This window comes from Bradyrhizobium sp. MOS001 (assembly GCF_004634465.1).
GTDB classification, from domain to species: Bacteria; Pseudomonadota; Alphaproteobacteria; order Rhizobiales; family Xanthobacteraceae; genus Bradyrhizobium; species Bradyrhizobium barranii.
Window position 1 is genome coordinate 227,157 of record NZ_SPVJ01000002.1, and the last position, 19,222, is coordinate 246,378.

Sequence of the window (19,222 nt, forward strand, 5' to 3'; positions counted from 1 at the left end):
CAGGGCATTTGAACCCTATAGGCATGGCTGGCACCAACCTGAAGTCGAGGGAGAAGACGATGCGTTTACGATCCTGGGTGGTCGGCTTGAGCTTGGTTCTTTTGGGGAGCGCGGCTCACGCCGCGGAGGAATGCCCGGCCAAATCGACGTCGATGGATGACATCATCGCGGTCCTGAACGCGGCGCCGAGCTGCGACCGTGCCATGACGCTGTTCGATGCTTGCGCATACGGCGCCAGCGGCGACGTGCAATTCGGCGAAGCGGTCGAGAAGAAGTGCGAGGCCGATTTTGTCGGCCGGCTGAGAACGCCGCAGAAGCTCAGCTATCAGCGCGAGTTGCGGGTCTGCGACCGGAAGTACCGGAACAAGTCCGGCACCATGTATATCTCGGCCACGGCCTTCTGCCGGGCGGAGGTCGCCCAGCGTTACTCGCGACGTGCGCTGAAGGCCGGCGGAGCCGGCCGTTAGTGCTGGGCTTGCTCTGAAGCAGCCGCTTAGGCGGCCAGCGCAGCCTTGGCCTTCTCGGCGATCGCCTGGAACGACGCAGGCTCGTGGATCGCGAGATCCGACAGCACCTTGCGGTCCACGGTGATGCCCGACTTGGCGAGACCGTCGATAAATCGGCTGTAGGTCAGGCCGAACGGACGCACAGCGGCGTTGAGACGCTGGATCCAGAGCGCGCGGAAAGTCCGCTTCTTGCGCTTGCGATCACGGAACGCGTACTGCTGGGCCTTTTCCACGGCCGGCTTGGCGGCGCGGATGGTGTTCTTGCGGCGGCCATAGAAGCCCTTGGCGGCCTTGTAGACTTTCTTGTGCTTGGCGTGGGCGGTCACACCGCGTTTGACGCGAGACATGACAAAATCCTTCAGAGATGACTTGGTTTTCGGATCGCCGCGCGAGCGCGGCGGAGGTGGCAATGATCTTCGACGATCTTGGACGCGATCAGGCGTTCGGCAAGAAGTACTTCTTGACGTTGTCGCCGTCGGTCTTGAACAGCACGCGAGTGCCGCGCAGCTGACGGATCTGCTTCTTCGTCCGTTTGATCATGCCGTGACGCTTGCCGCGCTGGGCGTGCATCACTTTGCCGGTAGCAGTCACCTTGAAGCGCTTTTTAGCGCCCGATTTGGTCTTCAGCTTGGGCATTTGGCTCTCCTAATGGCCACAGAAATCCGCCCGCGAAGGCGGCTGGCCGTCAAAAATGCTCGTTAGAGCGTTGATTGTGCTCAGGTTTTACGAACAAGCGCGAAACCCACACGGACACCGCCACGGCAGCCCTTAATCAGCCGGGCGATGAAGGCTGGGCTTATGACAGAGGACAAGCCAAATGGCAACGCTGAACCGCCGAAACCTGCCCGGCGACTATTCGGAGTTACCACCCATATGTCCAAGCCGTGTCGCCTGGAGCAAGACCAAAATGGCCCATTTTCCCCGATCGCTTTCGTCCTTGACGGACCTCGCCCGCCCGCGCCGCTTGGCGCTGCTTGCCGTGCTCGCCACGGCCATGCTGCCCTCGACCGCCGACGCCCGTATCGGCAGCTATGACGGCATCTGGAATGTCACTTTCGCCACCACGCGGGGCAATTGCAGTTCCGGTTACAGTGTCCCCTTCACCGTTACCGGCGGCCGGGTGTCGTCCGCCGGCGGTGGCCGGGTCTCCGGCACGGTTCGTCGCGGCGGCGCCGTCGCGGTCCAGGTCTCGGTCGGCGCGTCCCACGCCAGTGGAGGCGGCCGGCTCGGCGGGGTGGCCGGTGCAGGCTCCTGGAACGGCATCATTTCCGGCGACCGCTGCAGCGGCATCTGGCATGCGACCCGGTCCTGATACACAAACGGCCCGCCGGAATCCGGACGGGCCGTTGAACTCTCAGTCCTGAAGAGCCGGCGTCAGCGCGGCGCCAGCACCATGACGACCTGACGGCCCTCGAACCTGGCGTCCTGCTCGACCTTGGCGAGCTCGGCGACGTCGTTCTTGATCTTGTCCAGAAGCTTGGTGCCGATCTCCTGGTGCGCCATTTCGCGGCCGCGATAGCGCAGCGTGATCTTGACCTTGTCGCCCTCTTCGAAGAACCGCTGCATCGCGCGCATCTTCACGTCGTAATCGTGGTCGTCGATCATCGGGCGGAGCTTGATCTCCTTGATCTCGACGATCTTCTGCCGCTTGCGGGCTTCGGCGGCCTTTTTCTGGGCGGAATATTTGTACTTCCCGTAGTCCATGATCTTGCAGACGGGAGGGCTGACATTCGGCGAAATCTCGACCAGATCCATGCCAGCTTCCTGGGCCATGCGGATGGCCATGACGGTTTCGACCGTGCCCTTGTTGTCACCGGTCTGATCGATCAGCTGGATTTGCGCATTGCGAATATCATCATTGATGCGCGGCCCGTCTTTGCTGGCAACGGGCGGGGCTTTATTGGGACGGCGAATGGGTGGTTCTCCAAAATTGTGAAAGAGGCGGCTAGTCTGAAGGAAGATGCGTTTGCGGGCAAGCAAGTCGCGTGCGGGAGGCGAAAAAGCCTCAAATGCGAGGCATTTTGGTCACGCCCATGGGCACGCTGCAGGACATAGACACCTTGCTTCTGTTCCGCAAGCGTCCCAAAGGGCAATAGCGATGCTGGGCTGGGCCTCGGAACGCATCCAGACAGTTCAAACCGAACAACCAGAGTAAACGTTCCATGAGCAATGCAATTCCCGAAGCCGTGCTCGACTTCATCGATGTGGGCGAGGGCCCGTCCGCACGCAGGATCGCGGTGCGCAGCCGCGCCGGTCGAGGACCCGGACTGGTCTGGCTCGGCGGGTTCAAGTCGGACATGCAGGGCGGCAAGGCCGTGGCGCTGGATGCCTGGGCCGCGGACCATGGCCGCGCCGCGGTCCGGTTCGATTACTCCGGCCATGGCGAATCCGGCGGCGATTTCGCCGATGGAACCATCGGAAGCTGGCTCGAGGACAGCGTGGCGGTGTTCGAGCGGTTCTGCGACGGCCCGCAGGTCCTGATCGGTTCCTCCATGGGCGGCTGGATGGCGCTGCTGCTCGCGCGCGAGATCAGGAAGCGGGCCAGTCAAGCGTCGCTTGCGGGCCTGGTGCTGATCGCGCCGGCGCCCGACTTCACCGAGGAGCTGATGTGGAAGAATTTTTCGCCCGCGGTGAAGAAGGAAATCGAGACCAAGGGCTTCTGGCTGCGGCCGTCGGATTATGGCGATGGCTCGCCCTATCCGATCACGCGGAATCTGATCGAGGAGGGCCGCAATCACCTCGTGCTCGGCAGCGCCATCGATCTCGGCTGTCCCGTGCGCATCCTCCAGGGCGCGCAGGATCCGGATGTGCCCTGGCAGCACGCATTCGCGCTGACGCATCGCCTGCCCGCCGACGACGTGGTGCTGACCATGATCCAGGACGGCGATCACCGCCTCTCCCGCCCGCAGGACATCGCCCGCATTCTTGCCGCGGTGGCCGAGATCGGGTGAGAGTTTCTTCCTTCCCCCCTTGTGGGGGAAGGTGGCGCGAAGCGCCGGATGAGGGGTTGTCTCTGCACGTCCGAATGAGAGTTGGACTCGCGGAGACAGACCCCTCACCCAGGTGAATGCGTGTCAACGAGCGGAGCTGCCCTCTCCCACAAGGGGAGAGGGCACAACAAGAAACACTGGGAGGCAAATACAATGACCGCCACCACGATGCTGCGCACCTTCTGCGACGCCGTTGAACAGCGTAACGGAAAAGCCTTCGCGGATCTCTTCACCGAGGACGGCGTCTATCACGATGTCTTCTACGGCGCCTTCGAAGGCCGCGAAAAGATCGCAGCGATGGTCGACGACTGGTTCTATCGCACGGCGACCGATTTCCGCTGGGACATGCATGACCCCGTGACCGACGGCACCACGCTCTATGCGCGCTACACCTTCAGCTATCGCTCGACCTTGGCCGAAGCGAACGGCGCGCGGGCGATGTTCGAGGGCGTCGCGATCATGACGCTGCGCGACGGCAAGATCGTGAGCTATCACGAGGTCGCCAACACCGCGCCGGCGTTCGTCGATCTGAAGTTTGCGCCGGAACGGATTGCGAAGATCGTCGGCAAGCAGGGCGCCGAGCTGAAAGCGCGGCCTGAGATGCAGCGGCATCTGGCGTAGCCGCGCGGCCCTCTCCTCTTGTCATTCCGGGCTCGCGCTGCGCGCGCCCCGGAATGACAGTAACGACTATCGCTTCGACGGATTCGCCATCGGCTTGCGCTGTGCCAGCGCGGCGACGGTGGCGGTGCCGATCTGGCCCTGCTCGTCGTAGAGCCAGCATTCGCCGATCGCGACGCCGTCGGTCGCCTGGTGATTGACCACGTCGAAGCCGATCCAGTTCGTCACCGGCAGCCGATGCAGATAGATCGTGACGTCGCTGTTGATGTAGCCGAGCCCCTTGTCGCCGGCATTCGCAAAGGGGCTCGCGAAGTCGGCACCAACAGCGACATGCACGAACGGCGTCATCGGAACGCCGGCCACGAGCTCGCGCACCTCGCTCATCCAGAGCCGGCGCGGACCGCGCGAGCCCATATGGCCGACGATCGGCCGCGTCGTCCATTTGCCGTTCATGCCGAGCCTGGGATCGGTGGGCTTGGGAATGTCGTCCGGCTTCGGTACGTCCCAGTTCGGCGGCGACCAGACGTTGCCGTCCGGATTTTGCGTTTTGCGCAGCAGCTGGCACGAGGCACGCGCCATGCTGACGCCGCCGGAGACAAATTCGGCCTCGACCACGCGAATGCGTAGTCCGTCGCGCACCAGCCGCGTCGTCACCTCGATCGGCTTGTCGATGGTCGGCAGCCGAAACATGTCGACCGTGAGCCGCGCGGGGACGAATTCGGGGCCGGAATGGCGCTCCTCGATGGCGAAGCCGAGCAGTCCGACGATGACGCGTCCGTGCAGCGATTTCGGATCCCAGGGACCGTTGGCCACTTCCGTCGGATGGAATGTATCGCCGTCGCGGGTGAAGAAAGGCATGTTTGTCATGACGCGCGACTTTGAGGAAACGCGTGAGGAAATCAAGGGGCGGTGAGACGCGCGCGGCAAGCAACAACACCGCGGTCATCGCCCGGCTTGACCGGGCGATCCAGTACTCCGAGGCGGTCGTGATTGAACCGATAAGTCGCGGCGTACTGGATGCCCCGGTCAAGCCGGGGCATGACACCGAGAATTAGGAAGCGGCTTGCCACTCCTCACGCACGCTTTCGTCACGCTCTATGCTCGCCGCCGCGGACTTCATTGCATCGAACTCTTCCCGCGACACCAGCTGCTCCAGCGCCCACACTGCAGCGCCACGCACCAACGCGCTCTCATCGCCGAGCAATCGCCGCGCCTCCTCCGCCAGCATCGCCTCACCGGAATTACCAATCGCGATCAGCACATTCCGCAAAAACCGGTCGCGGCCGATGCGCTTGACCGGCGACTTCGTGAACAGCGCGCGAAACGATGCATCGTCGAGCCGTGCGAGTTCGGCGAGCGACGGCGCGCGCAATTCGTCGCGCGCGGAGAGCTTTGCCTCGCGTCCCTCCTGCGCGAACTTGTTCCAGGGACAGGCCGCAAGGCAATCGTCGCAGCCATAGATGCGGTTGCCGATGGCTTTGCGAAGCTCGCGCGGGATCGGTCCCTTGTTCTCGATGGTGAGATACGAGATGCAGCGCCGTGCATCGAGCTTGTAGGGCGCCGGAAACGCCGACGTCGGGCAGATGTCGAGGCACGCCTGGCACGAGCCGCAATGATCGATCTCGGCGTCGTCGCGCGGCAGCTCGAGCGTCGTGTAGATCGCGCCGAGGAATAGCCAGGAGCCGAACTCGCGCGAGACGAGATTGGTGTGCTTGCCCTGCCAGCCAAGATGCGCGGCCTGCGCCAAGGGCTTCTCCATCACCGCCGCGGTGTCGACGAACACCTTGACGTCCGATGGCGCGGTCGCCACCAGCCAGCGCGCCAGCGCCTTCAAGCGCTTCTTGATGAGATCGTGATAGTCGTCGCCCTGCGCATAGACCGAGATCGCCGCGCGCGTGCGCTGCTGCAGGATCGCGAGCGGATCCTGGTCGGGCCCGTAATTGACGCCGAGCATGATGACGCTGCGCACGTCCTGCCACAGCCCGCGCGGATCGACGCGGCGCTCGGGGTGTGCTGCAAGCCAGTCCATGTCGCCATGGCCGCCCGAGGCGATGAATTCGAGAAAATGCTTCCCGGCGTTCTCGATCGTGCCGGATGCGGTGATGCCGATGCAGTCGAAGCCGAGCGCGCGTGCCTCGTTTGCAAGCGCCGTCTTCAATTCGGTCGGATCCGAGTTCAGAAGTCGAGGTCCACGTAGGTCCGCGATGCCGGCACGCCCGCCAGCCATTCGCTCAGCAGCGGACGGAACGACGGGCGGGATTTCACCCGCGCGTACCACGCCTTTGCTGCGTCGTCCTCGCTCCATGGCACGTCGCCCAGATAGTCGATCGCCGAGAGATGCGCCGCGGCGGCGAGGTCCGCGTAGGTGAGCCGGTCGCCGGCGAGGAAGTTCCGCGTCTGCGCCAGCCAGCCGATATAGGCCAGATGATAGCGCACGTTGGCCTTGGCGGCTCGCATCACGTCGGCCGAGGGTGCGCCGCCGCCGTTCTCCTCGCTCATGAAGCGCTTGTAGATGCGCTCGGTGACCAGAGGATGCGAGACCTCCTCGAAGAATTTCTCGTTGAACCAGGCCATCAGCCGGCGCACCTCGACGCGCTCGGCGACGGTTTCCGGCATCAGGCGCTTCGGTCCCATGTCGGCGCCATAGGCCTCGTCGACATATTCGGCGATGATCGCCGCGCCCGGTATGGGCGATTGTTCCTTGTCCACCAGGACGGGCGTGGTGCCGGCCGCATTGAGCAGCAGAAATGCCTCGCGCCGCTCCCAGCTGCGTTCTTCGACCAGCCGCAATTCGAGCCCGTATTCTCCCGCGATCAGGCGGATGAAACGCGAGTGCGGGCAGAACGGATGATGAAACAGCGTAAACATGAAGCCTTTGACTATTTGATGGTGATTAAGAATCCATCAATGTTTGTGCTGCGCCACACTAGTCCTTCAAAACCGCGAGGCAAGGGCGTGACGTCGCATTTTGCGATTGCGAGAGCAGGACGAATAGGCGAGAAGAGCCCCGCTTTTCCAGCGGAAATGGACCGTAAATATGTCAGACGCAATACGGGCAGTGATCCTCGGCATCATCGAGGGTGTGACCGAGTTCCTTCCCGTGTCCTCGACCGGCCACCTTCTGCTCGCGGAGCGCTTCTTCCATCTCGGCGAAGGCGCCTTCTGGGATTCGTTTACCGTTCTGATCCAGCTCGGTGCGATCCTTGCGATCGTCGTGCTGTACTTCAAGAAATTGTGGGACGTCGCGATCGGCATGTTCACCGGCGACGCCTATGCGCGCCGCTTCGTGATCGGCGTGCTGGTGGCGTTCCTGCCCGCGGTCATCGTCGGCCTCGTCGCCGGCAAATACATCAAGAGCCTGCTGTTCAATCCGTGGGTCGTGTGCTTCTCGCTGATCGTCGGCGGCGCCATCCTGCTGTGGGTCGATCGGCTCGATCTCAAGGCGCGCGAGCATGACGCCACCCGCTTTCCGCTGCTGATGTATCTCTATATCGGCATTGCGCAGTGCATCGCGATGATCCCGGGCGTGTCGCGCTCCGGCGCCAGCATCGTCGCCGCGATGTTTCTGGGCGCCGACAAGCGCGCGGCGGCGGAGTTCTCGTTCTTCCTCGCCATCCCCACCATGATCGGCGCGTTCGCCTACGATTTCTACAAGAACCGCTCCGAGATGACGATGGACCACATGGGCATCGTCGCGATCGGCTTCGTGGTGTCGTTCATCACCGCGATCATCGTGGTGAAGACGTTCTTGAGCTACGTCACCCGCCACGGCTTCGCGGTGTTTGCCTGGTGGCGCGTGATCGTCGGCACGCTCGGCCTGATCGCACTGGCGCTCGGCCGTTAACCTCTCGAAAACTCACTGACGCGCCTCAACGCAATATAAGCTTTTGATCGGTAGGCAGTTTCCAGAGCAGGGCGGCGCGCGCCCGGCACAGGAGCTGAGCCATGACCCTCGTCAGCGGCTGGGGGCGTTTCCCGGTCGTCGATAGCGAGCTGCTGCGGCCGCGGTCGTTCGAGGCCGTGGGCGAAGCCGTGGTGACGGGCTCCGTGGCCAGGGGTAATGGCCGCGCCTATGGCGATGCCGCGATCGGCGCCATCAGAACCATCGCGATGACGGGGTTCGACCGGGTCCGGTCGTTCGATCCCGTGACCGGACGCATCCGCCTCGAAGCCGGTGTGCTGCTGTCGGACCTGATCGACACCTTTGGTCCGCGCGGTTTCCTGCCCTTCGTGGTTCCCGGAACGCGCTTCGTCTCGGTTGGCGGCGCCATTGCCGCCGATGTCCACGGCAAGAACCATCATTGCGAGGGCGGTTTCGGCCGCTATGTCGACAGCATCCTGCTGCGCACCGGGCAGGGCGAGACCATCGAGGCCTCGCGCGAGCAGAACCCCGATGCCTTCTTCGCGACCGTCGGCGGCATGGGCCTCACCGGGGTGATCCTCGAGGCGACGATGCGGCTACGACCGGTCGAAACGGGGTGGATCCGCGAGCGGGTGATCTCCGCATCCGATCTCGACGCCGCGATGCGCGCGCTCGATGCGGGCGATTCCGCGACCTATTCGGTGGCCTGGATCGATTGTGCCGCACGCGGCGGCGATCTCGGCCGCTCGCTGGTCTATCTCGGCGAGCACGCAAGGACGGGCGAGATTGCCGACGGCGCCGGTGCATTTCCCGCCGGCAAAAATCCCGGCCTCGCGGTGCCCGTCGACCTGCCGTCGATGACGCTGAACCGCTACAGCATCCGCGCCTTCAACGAGCTCTACTACCGCATGGGTGCAAGGCGCGCCGGGGGCAGTCATGTGGTCTCGCTCTATCCGTATTTCTTCCCGCTCGACAGCATCGCCGACTGGAACCGCATCTACGGCCGGCGCGGCTTTCTCCAGCATCAATGCGTGATCCCGGAGCTGGGCGCCCGCGCCGTGCTCGGCGAGATCCTCGATCGCGTCGCCCGGCGCGGCGATGCCTCCTTCCTCGCGGTGCTCAAGAAACTCGGCCAGGGCGACGGCATCCTGTCGTTCCCGCTGCCCGGCTACACGCTGGCGCTGGATTTCCCGGTGAAGGGCGACATCCTGAATTTCCTCGACGAGATCGATCGCCTGGTCGTCGCCGCCGGTGGCCGGCTTTATCTGGCCAAGGATGCACGCCAGTCGCGCGCCACGTTCGAAGCCGGCTATCCGGCCTTGCGGCGCTTCAACGCGATCCGCAAATCGCTCGATCCCGCCGGGACCATCCGCTCAAAACTTTCACAACGCCTGTTCGATGAGGTTTAAGCCGTGACGTCACGCAAGTCCGCAATTGTGCTCGGTGGCTCCTCCGATATCGGCCGCGCCGCCGCGCGCGCCTTTGCCAAGGCCGGATACGATGTCGCCCTCGCGGGCCGTGACGTCGCCGCACTGGAGCCTGACGCCGCCGATCTGCGCGCGCGCTACAATGTCGAGGTTGGCCTCCACACATTCGATGTGCTCGATACCGCTTCGTTCGAGGGTTTTGTGAGCGGCCTTGCTGCGTTGCCTGATGTCGTCATCTCGATCGTCGGCCTACTGGGCGTGCAGCAAAATGCCGAGAGCGATCTCGCGCACGCCACCACGATCATGCGCTCGAATTACGAGGGCCCCTCGCTGATTCTCGGCCTGTTCGCGGAAAAGTTTTTGGCGCGCGGCAATGGCACGATTGTCGGCGTGTCCTCGGTCGCCGGCGATCGCGGCCGCGCTTCCAATTATGTCTACGGCTCGGCGAAGGCAGGCTTCTCCGCCTTCCTGTCGGGCCTGCGCGCCCGCGCCAGCCGCGGCGGCGTCCATGTCGTCACCGTAAAACCCGGCTTCGTCCGCACGAAAATGACGGAGGGCATGAAGCTGATCGGCCCGCTCACCGTCGAGGCGCCGGTCGTCGGCGATGCGATCCTCAACGCCGTCGAGAAGAAGACCGACGTCGTCTATGTCAGCGGCAAATGGCGTCTCGTGATGCTCATCATCAAGACGCTGCCGGAAGCGATTTTCAAGAAGCTGAAGTTCTGAGGCGGTTGCGACCCACACCACAGTCTCGTCACGCCCGGCCTTGTGCCGGGCATCCACGTTCTTGGTGGCCGCGGTGAGAAAGACGTGGATGGCCGGGTCAAGCCCGGCCATGACGCTGCGGAAACCTCAAACGCTCATTCGCTGGAACTGCCCGGCCGCGCGAAAACGCCAGAGATATTGCGGGGCGATGGCCTCCAGCGAATCCCCGGCAATGCCGAGGCCTTCCAGCGTCAGCCCCGCCGCCTTGGCCGCCTCCGACACGACATTGTCGTGCTCGAGCAGCGTGACCTGGTCCGGCGTAAGCTTCAGCGCACCCGGCGCGAATTGCAGGAAGTTGGCCTGGAAGCGAGCAAGGCCGAACGACAGCGGGACCAGCGCCCGCTTGCGGTCGGTGATGGCCAAAATGGCCTCGATGATCTCGCGCATGGTCAGCACTTCCGGCCCGCCGAGCTCGTAGGTCGCGCCCGCCTTGGCCTTGCCGTCGACCGCATCCGCGATCGCGGTGGCGACGTCGCCGACATAGACCGGCTGCATCCTGGTCTCGCCGCCGATCAGCGGCAGCACCGGCGACATCCGCGCCAGCGCGGCAAAACGGTTGGTGAACTGGTCCTCGGGGCCGAACATCACGGAGGGACGGAAGATGGTGGCCGAGGGCACCGCGGCCAGCACCGCCGCTTCGCCGGCCGCCTTGGCCTTGGCATAGCGCGAGGGCGATTCCGCATCGGCGCCGATCGCGGAGACATGCACCAGGCGCGCGCCGGCGGCGGCCGCCGCCTTGGCGACGGTCTCGGCGCCCCTGGCCTGGACGGCGTCAAAGCTCTGCGCGCCGCCCTCGGTGAGGATGCCGACCAGATTGATCACGATATCCGAATCACGCAGCGCCGCTTCGACCGAGGCCGGATAGCGCAGATTCGCCTGCACGGTGTGGACCTGCCCGACCTTGCCAGACGGCTGGAGGTACCCGGCCAGTTCCGGCCGCCGCACCGCGACCCGGACCCGGTAATCCCGCCGGCACAGCGCGCGGACGACATTCCGGCCCAAAAACCCCGATCCGCCGAAAACCGTGACGAGAGTTTCCAGATTCGATGCCATGGGATCCATTCCTGGGGTCCATTCCTGCGGAAAGAGTGCGTGTTATCAGGCTTGTATCGGGCCGGTTTGCGATGCGCAATCCGCATCGCCGCGCAGGTGCCAAGCAGCATTTGACAACCGCGTCACCGAACCGTAGTAACCGCCTCCGTGCCCCAAACGGCATGCCCAGGTGGTGGAATTGGTAGACGCGCTGGCTTCAGGTGCCAGTGGCTTAACGGCCGTGAAGGTTCGAGTCCTTTCCTGGGCACCATACAATTCTGGAAAATGAGCAATTCCAGTTAGTTGAGCCCCATCTGCCTGCTTGGACGGCTCCCTTGGCCACGCGTGGTTTTGTCTCGCCCGGCGAGCGCGCTCAACCCATCCGTTCCCTCTGGCGAGGATGGCGGCCGCGGGCTCCTGGCTTGCAAGAATACGCTCGCCGTGTCGGCACCAGCGCATCCTATTTCGCAGGGCGTTTGCGTTGGATGCGACCGCCCGGTTTGCTGGCCCACAAATACAAGCCGCTCACCAGCACCATGATCGTCACGATGTCGAAAAACGCCCAGACGAGCTTGGGCGCCAGGCCGGGAAACGTCGTCGGAAAATGCAACGGCTCGGCAATCAGCAGCGCCTTCGTAACGCCCGTCGGCTCGAATACATCAGACACGCCACCGGTATGGGCGTCGATGAGCACCGCGTAGAAGAGCTCCTGTGTCATCATTTGTCCGTCCTTCATCAGAACCACGTAGTGGTTGGACGGACTGATCTCAGCGTTCGGGAACAACAACGACATCACTCGTGCTGCTGGCACCTTGCCGCGGGCAGCAGCAATCGCAGCTTCGATTGACCCAGGCCGATCGACCTCGTCCATTCGCCCTGCCTGTGTCATGACGACCCGCCGCCGAATCTCGTCGGACATGGCCGTCCTTACCGACGTGGAAACGGGGCCATGCAGGGTGTTGATTGCTCCGGTCGTGGCAACGAGGAGCAGCCATGCCATCGTAATGATGCCCGTCAGATTGTGCAGGTCGAGCCACAATAGTTTTCGGCTCTTGTTCGTGCGAACCGTGCCAAATCCAAATCGGCGGACGAATGGCGGATAGAGTATCAAGCCCGAGACGACAGAGGCGATGACGACGAGTGCCATGCCGGCAAGTAACAAGCCGCCGGGCAGCCCCAGATACAAATCCGCGTGCAGCGTATGCAGGAATTGCATCACGGGACTACGTCGTTGCGGCATCGTTGTGAGCTGACCGGTGCGAAGGTCGATCGCCTCGCGGTGGATCTGGGTGGGGCCGCCATCCGGAGTTGGCGCTGAGCGCGTCTCTACGATTGGCCACCGCTTTGCAAATTCGAGTGAGATCATCGTATCGCCGGGGTGTCGCGCCAGCGCTGCCGCGACGATGGAATCAAGCGTTGGCGCGCCCTTGCTTTCCGGGACTTCGGCCAACATTCCCGATGAACCAAACGCCTCGTCGATCTCCTTTTGAAATATCAGCAGCAAGCCCGTCAGCGAGAGGATCAGCAGGAACAGCGTCGAGATGATGCTCGTCCAGCGGTGGTGCCGGCCCACGTCCGCAGCGATCGCATGTTGGGTCGCTTCCGCGCGGCGGTACGCGACGCATTTACCAGTAGCGATGTCATGTCGGGTCTTGAGTCCCCAGCAATTGCGCGTCTGTGACAATTGACCGCGGTGGTTTCGCGCGGTCTGCCTCATGGCTCGTCACGATCACATCCGGCGCGTTGCGGTCTTACGAAGTTTTTCGAATCGTGCGTTCGGGCGGCAGCAAAAGGCTTTCGCGCTTACCAACAATCGATGCGATGTGAAATCGAAACGTAGAGCGGCGCGCCAGGATCACCTGGAAGCTTAGACGCCTTCTAGTTGGCATGGAATTTCCCGAATGCTTATTCGCTCTCGTCCCAAGCGATTCGTGTCTGGGACGGGGCATCAAGAAGAAAAGACTCCGGGGACTGCATGCTTAACGACGTGACCTTCTCGCGCGCATTCGGGCTTGCGTGCGTGTCAGTGTTTTTGACCACGACCTCATCCGTCGCACAGCAGTCGGGCCGCCAACAATCGGCGACGTCCGGACAGTCACTCCCTCCCGTGACCGTCGTCGCGCCTGAGCAGCGAGCCTCTCTCGCGCGGCGACAGCGGTCATCCAATACATCGCGCGCTGCGACGACGCGGCGGGCAGAGCGACGTGAGAACGCGCCAGTGATGAGCGCGCCTGCCACGCTTGGAGCAAAACAGGCAGCGTTGCCGGTGCCGTATGTTGGAGGGCAAGTCGCAAGGGGCGGACAGGTCGGCCTGCTCGGCAACAGGGATTATATGGAAACGCCATATAGCCTCACGAGCTACACGGAAAAGACCATCCGCGATCAGCAGGCGACCAGTGTCGCCGAGGTCCTGACCAATTCCGATCCGTCAGTACGGGCGGCGATCGGCAGCAGCAATCGCTATGACGCGCTGACCATTCGCGGCTTCCGGGTCGAGAACAGCGAGATCGCGCTGAATGGGCTGTACGGCCTCGTGCCGGCTTACCGGATCAACCCTGCGCCGATCGAGCGCATCGAACTGCTCAAGGGACCCGGGGCGTTCCTCAATGGCATGGCTCCGTCCGGCAGCATCGGCGGCAGCGTCAATGTCGTGACCAAACGGGCAAACGAGGACCTGACGCGTCTGACTGCCGGCTACATCTCGAATGCGCGGTTTGGCACGGAAATCGACGTGGCGCGCCGCTACGGCGAACAGCGCGAATGGGGCGTTCGTTTCAACGGCGGGATCGATGGCGGCAATACGACGATCGACCGTCAGTCGGTACGCGACGGAGTCGGTTCGCTTGGCGTTGACTATCGGGGCGAGCGCTTCAGGTGGTCCGCCGATGTCATCTATCAGGACGACTGGATGAAAGCGGCAGCTCGCGGCTACACGCCCGTCACTGGCATCGCGGTGCCGAATGCTCCAGACCCCCGCATCAACCTCGCCCAGCCGTTCGACTATGCCCGCGCGAAGAGCCTCACCGGGCTTACGCGCGCCGAATATGATGTGTCGAATAATGTCACCGTGTTCGGCGCAATCGGCGCCAACCAATTCACCTTCGACAAGCAGGAAGCCCCCGGCGCCACCATTCTAAACACGGCAGGCGATGCCCTCTCGACCTCTCGCTTCCAGACCGGCAAAAACGACGGCGTATCGGGCGAAGCCGGCGTGCGGGCGCGTTTCGACACAGGTCCGGTCGGTCATGAGGTCGTTGTCAGCGGCAGCGCCATGAACCGCACTGACTGGCTCGGTCAGACCAATTACGGAAACTATCTTACCAACATCTACACGCCGACCCTGCTGGCGAGTCCGGGCACCCCGGTGTCTTCATTCCCTGAGGGGAAGTCGGATTTCCTCGGTCTGAGAAGTGTCGGCGTTGCCGATACGCTCTCGATGATGAACGGGATGCTTCAGGTGATCGTCGGAGCGCGACAGCAGCAGGTCATCGCGAACAGCTATGCCCCCGTGAGCGGCCTGGAAACGACTCACTACGATCAGAGCGCCACGTCGCCTTCCGTGGCGCTGCTGGTTCGGCCGATCAAGGAGCTGTCCTTCTACGCCAACTACATCGAAGGCCTCACGCCTGGACCAACGCCGCCGTCCGGCGCCGCCAACACCAATGCGGTGTTCGCGCCCTTCAAGACAAAGCAGTATGAAGTCGGAACCAAGCTCGATCTCGGAGGCTTCGGCGCGAGCCTCGCGGCATTCCAGATCAGCTTGCCGAGCGGCGCGACCGATCCGGTTACCAGGATCTTCAGTCTCGATGGTGAGCAAAGGAACCGGGGCATCGAGTTCAATACGTTCGGTGAAGTCGGGCCCGGGATCCGCGTCCTGGGAGGGGTGACTTACCTTGACGCGCGGCTGACAAAGACTGAAGGGCACCTCCATGATGGCAACCGTGCCATCGGCGCACCGGAATGGCAGAGCAATCTCGGTGTCGAGTGGGACACTCCGTTCCTGCCCGGGCTGACCGCGACGGCGCGTACCATCTACACCAGCCAAGCCTATGTCAGCGCTGACAACATCCAAAGTGTTCCGGCCTGGATGACGTTCGACATTGGTGCACGTTACGCAACCCAGCTGGCGGGACGACCCACCACGTTCCGTGCATCGCTCACGAACCTCTTCGACAAACGCTATTGGATCGGCAATCCGACTGGTTATGTGATCAGCGGCATGCCGCGTACGTTGTGGTTGTCAATGACGGTTGACTTCTGACGCTGCCAGAGAGGCGCATCGTCCTGCGCCAAGCGCGTCACCGAACCATGGTAACCGCCTCCGTGCCCCAAACGGCGCGCAGGTGGGTGGAATTGGTAGACGCTCTGGCTTCAGGTGCCTTCGCGGCCGTGAAAGTTCGAGTCCTTTCCGGGGCGCCAGCTTTTTCTGGATACCCAGCATTTCCAGATAGATAAATCGCATCCTTGTGTTGCGTGACCTCAAATGCGCAACGAAGGGGCGCGGCCCCGCCGACCCGACGCGGATTTCCGCGATCGCTCACGATGTCGACGTATCATTCGTATCGATCGCGAGTTCGTCACTCGCGACGCGTGTGACGTCACCCGTCCGGCAATCACCTGCTCGATGTTTCGCCGTTTCCAATTCGCACGACAATCTGCAGAGCCGAACGGCTGATAACAATGATGTTGACGACGATCGACTGCTTGCTGCGGTAACACAAGCGCAAAGCTGCGTGCACGGCTGCTCCTGCAGATTATGCAACGCAGGTCTGTGATTGATGTCCGGCGCAAAACTCGGATAGCCTTCGGGAAGGCCTGACCCCGACAGGGAGTGTGCTTCGTTGAAGAATGATCAAGCGCCAAAGCTTCTTCGACGTGACTTGCTTCGGCTGACGATTGTCGGTGCCGGTGCGTTGGGTGCCGGCCAATTGTTGCCGGCGGCGGCTTCCGCAAAGCCCGTTGATCTCGATCAGAAGCGGAAGGCTCGCTATCGACCTGACTCCCAGGAAGTCAGGAATTTCTATCGCGTCAACAGCTATCCCGCTCGATAGGAGACTTCCGTGCTGATCAGGAAGTCCGATCGTCGTCCGGAGCGTGCCAGGCTTTTCGATGCGGCGGCCGACGCAGCATCGGCGAAACTGGACCGACGGACGTTCCTGAAGCGCTCTGGAGTCACGGCCGGTGCATTGGCCGCGGTGGGTGAGCTCGCGCTGCACAGCGTGCGCAAGGCCGAAGCCGGTCCGCCGCCACCTGTCGGCGCAACGGTCACGACCCGCAAGAACGTCTGCACGCACTGCTCGGTCGGTTGCTCGGTGATTGCCAAGGTCGCCAACGGCGTATGGATCGGGCAGGAGCCCGACTACGACAGTCCGATCAATCGCGGCTCGCATTGCTGCAAGGGTGCGGCAGTTCGCGACGACGTGTTGAACGAACGACGCCTGCGTTACCCCGTGAAGCTCGTCAACGGACAGTGGACGCGCATCTCCTGGGAGACGGCGATCGACGAGATCGGCGACAAGCTGCTGGATATCCGCCAGAAGGCGGGGCCCGACTCGGTCTATTGGCTTGGCTCCGCCAAGTTCACCAACGAGGCCGCTTATCTCAATCGCAAGCTTGCGGCGTTCTGGGGCACCAATAATTCCGATCATCAGGCGCGGATCTGCCACTCCACGACGGTCACCGGTGTAGCCAATACCTGGGGCTACGGCGCGATGACCAACAGCTACAACGACATCCGCAACGCCAAGACCATCCTGCTGATGGGTGGCAATCCAGCCGAGGCCCATCCGGTTTCGCTGCAGCACATTCTTGAAGGCAAGGAGCTCAACCGCGCCAACATGATCGTGGTCGATCCCCGGATGACGCGGACCGCTGCGCACGCGACCGAATATGTCCGGGTTCGCCCCGGCACGCATATCGCCACGATCTACGGCATGCTGTGGCACATTTTCGAGAATGGCTGGGAGGACAAGGAATTCCTCGCTCAGCGCGTCTATGGCCTGGATGAGGTCCGGAAGCAGGTTGCGAAGTGGCCGCCCAAGGAGGTCGAGCGCGTGACCGGCCTGCCGGAGGCGCAGGTCAAGCACGTCGCCGAACTGTTCGCCAAACAGAAGCCGTCCACCCTGATCTGGGCGATGGGGCAGACCCAGTTCACCACCGGCACCGCCAATGTCCGCGCCAGCTGCCTGTTGCTGCTCGCCACCGGCAACATGGGGCTGCCCGGCGCAGGCGCCAACATTTTCCGCGGCCACACCAACGTGCAGGGTGCAACCGATCTCGGTCTCGATGTCACGTCGCTGCCGCTGTACTACGGTCTTGCCGAGGAGGCCTGGCGGCATTGGTGCCGGGTATGGGAGGTCGACTACGACTGGATGAAGTCGCGCTTCCCCGACAAGAAGCTGATGGAAACGCCTGGCATTCCCAGCACGCGCTGGTTCGACGCAACCCTGCTCCCGAAGAATCAGATCAGCCAGCCCAATCCGGTGCAGGCCATGTTCATCATGGGCCATGGCGTCAACACCATCACGCGGATGCCGGAAGCGGTGAAGGGCATCGAGAAGCTGGAGTTGCTGGTGGTCTGCGATCCCTATCCGACCGCGTGGTCGGTGCTGTCGGAGCGCAAGAACGGCACTTACCTCCTGCCGGCCTGCACGAGTTTCGAGATGGAAGGTTCGCGCACCAACTCCAACCGCTCCCTGCAATGGGGCGAAAAGATCGTCGATCCGGTCTTCGAATCGAAGAACGACTACGACACCATGTACCTGCTCGCCCGCAAGTTCGGATTTGCCGACCTGATGTTCAAGAACATCAAGGTCGAGAACGGCGCAGTCTCGGCGGAGGACATCCTGCGCGAGATCAACCGGGGCGGCTGGTCGACCGGCTATTGCGGCCAGTCGCCGGAGCGGCTCAAGGCCCACATGAGAAACCAGCACAAGTTCGATCTGGTGACGCTGCGGGCGCCGAAGGACGATCCGGAGGTTGGTGGAGATTATTACGGCCTGCCATGGCCGTGCTGGGGCACGCCCGAGTACAGGCATCCGGGCACGCCGATCCTCTACAACACCAATCTTTCGGTGAAAGAGGGCGGCGGCACCTTCCGCGCGCGGTTCGGAGTCGAGCGCGTCGTGAAGCGCAAGGTGATGGAGAACGGGCAGGAGGTGGAGCGGGAAGATCACGATAATCTTCTTGCCGAGGGCTCGTACTCCGTCGGTTCGGAGATCAAGGACGGGTATCCCGAGTTCACCCTTGGCGTGCTGAAGAAGCTCGGCTGGGACAAGGACCTCACGGCGCAAGAACGCGAGGTGATCGAGCGCATCAATCCGGCCGATCCCGACAAGGTGTCATGGTCGACCGATCTGTCCGGCGGCATCCAGCGGGTCGCGATCGAACACGGGTGTTCGCCTTACGGAAACGCCAAGGCCCGCATGATCGCGTGGAATCTTCCCGATCCGGTTCCGGTGCATCGCGAGCCGATCTACACGCCGCGTCCCGACCTCGTCGCCGACTATCCGACCTTGCCGGACGCGAAGCAATTCCGCGTGCCCAATATCGGCTTCTCCGTGCAGAAGGCCGCCGTCGATCGCGCAATCTCGAAGCAGTTCCCGCTGATCCTGAGCTCGGGCCGTCTGGTTGAATACGAAGGCGGTGGCGAGGAAACGCGGTCCAACAGATGGCTCGCCGAACTGAAGCAGCACATGTACGTCGAGATCAATCCGGCGGACGCAGCCGAGCGCGGCATCGTCGATGGCGGCTGGGTTTGGGTGACCGGTGCAGAGAACAGCTCGCGGGCCCGGATGAAGGCGCAGGTGACTGAACGCGTCGGCAAGGGCGTTGCCTGGATGCCGTTCCATTTCGCCGGCTGGTACGAGGGAGCCGACCTTCGGGCGAAATATCCAACGGGAGCCGATCCCATCGTGCTCGGCGAGAGCAACAACACGCTGACGACCTATGGCTATGATCCTGCCACCGGCATGCAGGAGCCGAAAGCCACGCTGTGTCAGATCAGGGCCGCATGAGAGGTTA

Annotated in this window: 18 protein-coding genes and 1 tRNA gene; 11 read left to right on the forward strand and 8 right to left on the reverse strand. The window is 63.0% G+C overall.

From position 1 onward, the window contains the following. Positions 1-59: 59 nt before the first annotated feature. Positions 60-467, forward strand: a complete 408-nt coding sequence (locus CT676_RS04520) for a hypothetical protein (RefSeq protein ID WP_028148823.1) — start codon at positions 60-62, stop codon at positions 465-467. A gap of 26 nt (positions 468-493) precedes the next feature. Here the strand turns inward: CT676_RS04520 and rplT are convergent, their stop codons facing one another. Next, positions 494-853: a 50S ribosomal protein L20 gene (gene rplT, locus CT676_RS04525; protein ID WP_014490867.1), complete on the reverse strand. Its 360-nt coding sequence runs from the start codon at positions 851-853 to the stop codon at positions 494-496. Between the two features lie 88 nt (positions 854-941). Further along, entirely contained in the window at positions 942-1,142 is a 201-nt protein-coding gene (rpmI, locus tag CT676_RS04530; protein ID WP_008539890.1) for a 50S ribosomal protein L35, read from the reverse strand. A 271-nt stretch (positions 1,143-1,413) separates the two neighbouring features. Between rpmI and CT676_RS04535 the strand changes: the two genes are divergently transcribed. Next, positions 1,414-1,818 carry a hypothetical protein gene (locus tag CT676_RS04535; protein WP_085404991.1) on the forward strand — a complete coding sequence of 135 codons (405 nt, stop codon included), beginning with the start codon at positions 1,414-1,416 and terminating at the stop codon, positions 1,816-1,818. 62 nt (positions 1,819-1,880) lie between these two features. On the opposite strand, the gene infC is transcribed toward CT676_RS04535, so the two are convergent. Then, positions 1,881-2,420 (reverse strand): translation initiation factor IF-3, encoded by a 540-nt coding sequence (infC, locus tag CT676_RS04540; RefSeq protein WP_071917037.1) that lies wholly within the window; start codon positions 2,418-2,420, stop codon positions 1,881-1,883. A gap of 248 nt (positions 2,421-2,668) precedes the next feature. Between infC and CT676_RS04545 the strand changes: the two genes are divergently transcribed. Beyond that, positions 2,669-3,457, forward strand: coding sequence for an alpha/beta hydrolase (locus CT676_RS04545; protein WP_135214010.1), 789 nt, complete (start codon positions 2,669-2,671; stop codon positions 3,455-3,457). 192 nt (positions 3,458-3,649) lie between these two features. Next, the gene (locus CT676_RS04550; protein ID WP_135214011.1) at positions 3,650-4,117 is read left to right on the forward strand and encodes a nuclear transport factor 2 family protein; all 468 of its coding nucleotides are present in this window, start codon (positions 3,650-3,652) and stop codon (positions 4,115-4,117) included. A gap of 66 nt (positions 4,118-4,183) precedes the next feature. On the opposite strand, the gene CT676_RS04555 is transcribed toward CT676_RS04550, so the two are convergent. The 3 genes from CT676_RS04555 to CT676_RS04565 all read right to left on the reverse strand — a co-directional run bounded on the left by CT676_RS04555 (position 4,184) and on the right by CT676_RS04565 (position 6,982). After that, on the reverse strand, positions 4,184-4,981 hold the full coding sequence (locus tag CT676_RS04555) for an acyl-CoA thioesterase domain-containing protein (protein ID WP_135214012.1): 798 nt from the start codon (positions 4,979-4,981) through the stop codon (positions 4,184-4,186). A 184-nt stretch (positions 4,982-5,165) separates the two neighbouring features. Further along, the gene (gene queG / locus CT676_RS04560) at positions 5,166-6,341 is read right to left on the reverse strand and encodes a tRNA epoxyqueuosine(34) reductase QueG (protein WP_135214013.1); all 1,176 of its coding nucleotides are present in this window, start codon (positions 6,339-6,341) and stop codon (positions 5,166-5,168) included. Then, on the reverse strand, positions 6,290-6,982 hold the full coding sequence (locus CT676_RS04565; protein WP_063980220.1) for a glutathione S-transferase family protein: 693 nt from the start codon (positions 6,980-6,982) through the stop codon (positions 6,290-6,292). The genes queG and CT676_RS04565 overlap by 52 nt, the downstream gene beginning before the upstream one ends. Before the next feature lie 169 nt (positions 6,983-7,151). On the opposite strand from CT676_RS04565, the gene CT676_RS04570 reads away from it, so the two are divergent. The 3 genes from CT676_RS04570 (at position 7,152) to CT676_RS04580 (ending at position 10,129) form a co-directional block, all read left to right on the forward strand. Further along, complete coding sequence (locus CT676_RS04570; RefSeq protein ID WP_063980219.1) at positions 7,152-7,958, forward strand: undecaprenyl-diphosphate phosphatase; 807 nt, start codon at positions 7,152-7,154, stop codon at positions 7,956-7,958. Between the two features lie 101 nt (positions 7,959-8,059). After that, positions 8,060-9,385 (forward strand): FAD-binding oxidoreductase, encoded by a 1,326-nt coding sequence (locus tag CT676_RS04575; protein ID WP_135214014.1) that lies wholly within the window; start codon positions 8,060-8,062, stop codon positions 9,383-9,385. 3 nt (positions 9,386-9,388) lie between these two features. Next, positions 9,389-10,129 carry an SDR family oxidoreductase gene (locus CT676_RS04580; protein ID WP_135214015.1) on the forward strand — a complete coding sequence of 247 codons (741 nt, stop codon included), beginning with the start codon at positions 9,389-9,391 and terminating at the stop codon, positions 10,127-10,129. A 126-nt stretch (positions 10,130-10,255) separates the two neighbouring features. On the opposite strand, the gene CT676_RS04585 is transcribed toward CT676_RS04580, so the two are convergent. After that, positions 10,256-11,221, reverse strand: coding sequence for a complex I NDUFA9 subunit family protein (locus CT676_RS04585; RefSeq protein ID WP_135214016.1), 966 nt, complete (start codon positions 11,219-11,221; stop codon positions 10,256-10,258). 163 nt (positions 11,222-11,384) lie between these two features. On the opposite strand from CT676_RS04585, the gene CT676_RS04590 reads away from it, so the two are divergent. Beyond that, a tRNA-Leu gene (locus CT676_RS04590) sits at positions 11,385-11,471 on the forward strand. 189 nt (positions 11,472-11,660) lie between these two features. On the opposite strand, the gene CT676_RS04595 is transcribed toward CT676_RS04590, so the two are convergent. Then, positions 11,661-12,917 (reverse strand): PepSY-associated TM helix domain-containing protein, encoded by a 1,257-nt coding sequence (locus CT676_RS04595; RefSeq protein ID WP_135214017.1) that lies wholly within the window; start codon positions 12,915-12,917, stop codon positions 11,661-11,663. A gap of 504 nt (positions 12,918-13,421) precedes the next feature. Here CT676_RS04595 and CT676_RS04600 point away from each other — a divergent pair. The 3 genes from CT676_RS04600 to CT676_RS04610 all read left to right on the forward strand — a co-directional run bounded on the left by CT676_RS04600 (position 13,422) and on the right by CT676_RS04610 (position 19,215). Then, positions 13,422-15,461 (forward strand): TonB-dependent siderophore receptor, encoded by a 2,040-nt coding sequence (locus CT676_RS04600; protein ID WP_205124591.1) that lies wholly within the window; start codon positions 13,422-13,424, stop codon positions 15,459-15,461. Positions 15,462-16,041: 580 nt separating this feature from the next. Next, the gene (locus tag CT676_RS04605) at positions 16,042-16,251 is read left to right on the forward strand and encodes a hypothetical protein (RefSeq protein WP_071908869.1); all 210 of its coding nucleotides are present in this window, start codon (positions 16,042-16,044) and stop codon (positions 16,249-16,251) included. Between the two features lie 9 nt (positions 16,252-16,260). Next, complete coding sequence (locus CT676_RS04610; RefSeq protein ID WP_135214019.1) at positions 16,261-19,215, forward strand: formate dehydrogenase subunit alpha; 2,955 nt, start codon at positions 16,261-16,263, stop codon at positions 19,213-19,215. The last annotated feature ends 7 nt before the right edge of the window (positions 19,216-19,222 follow it).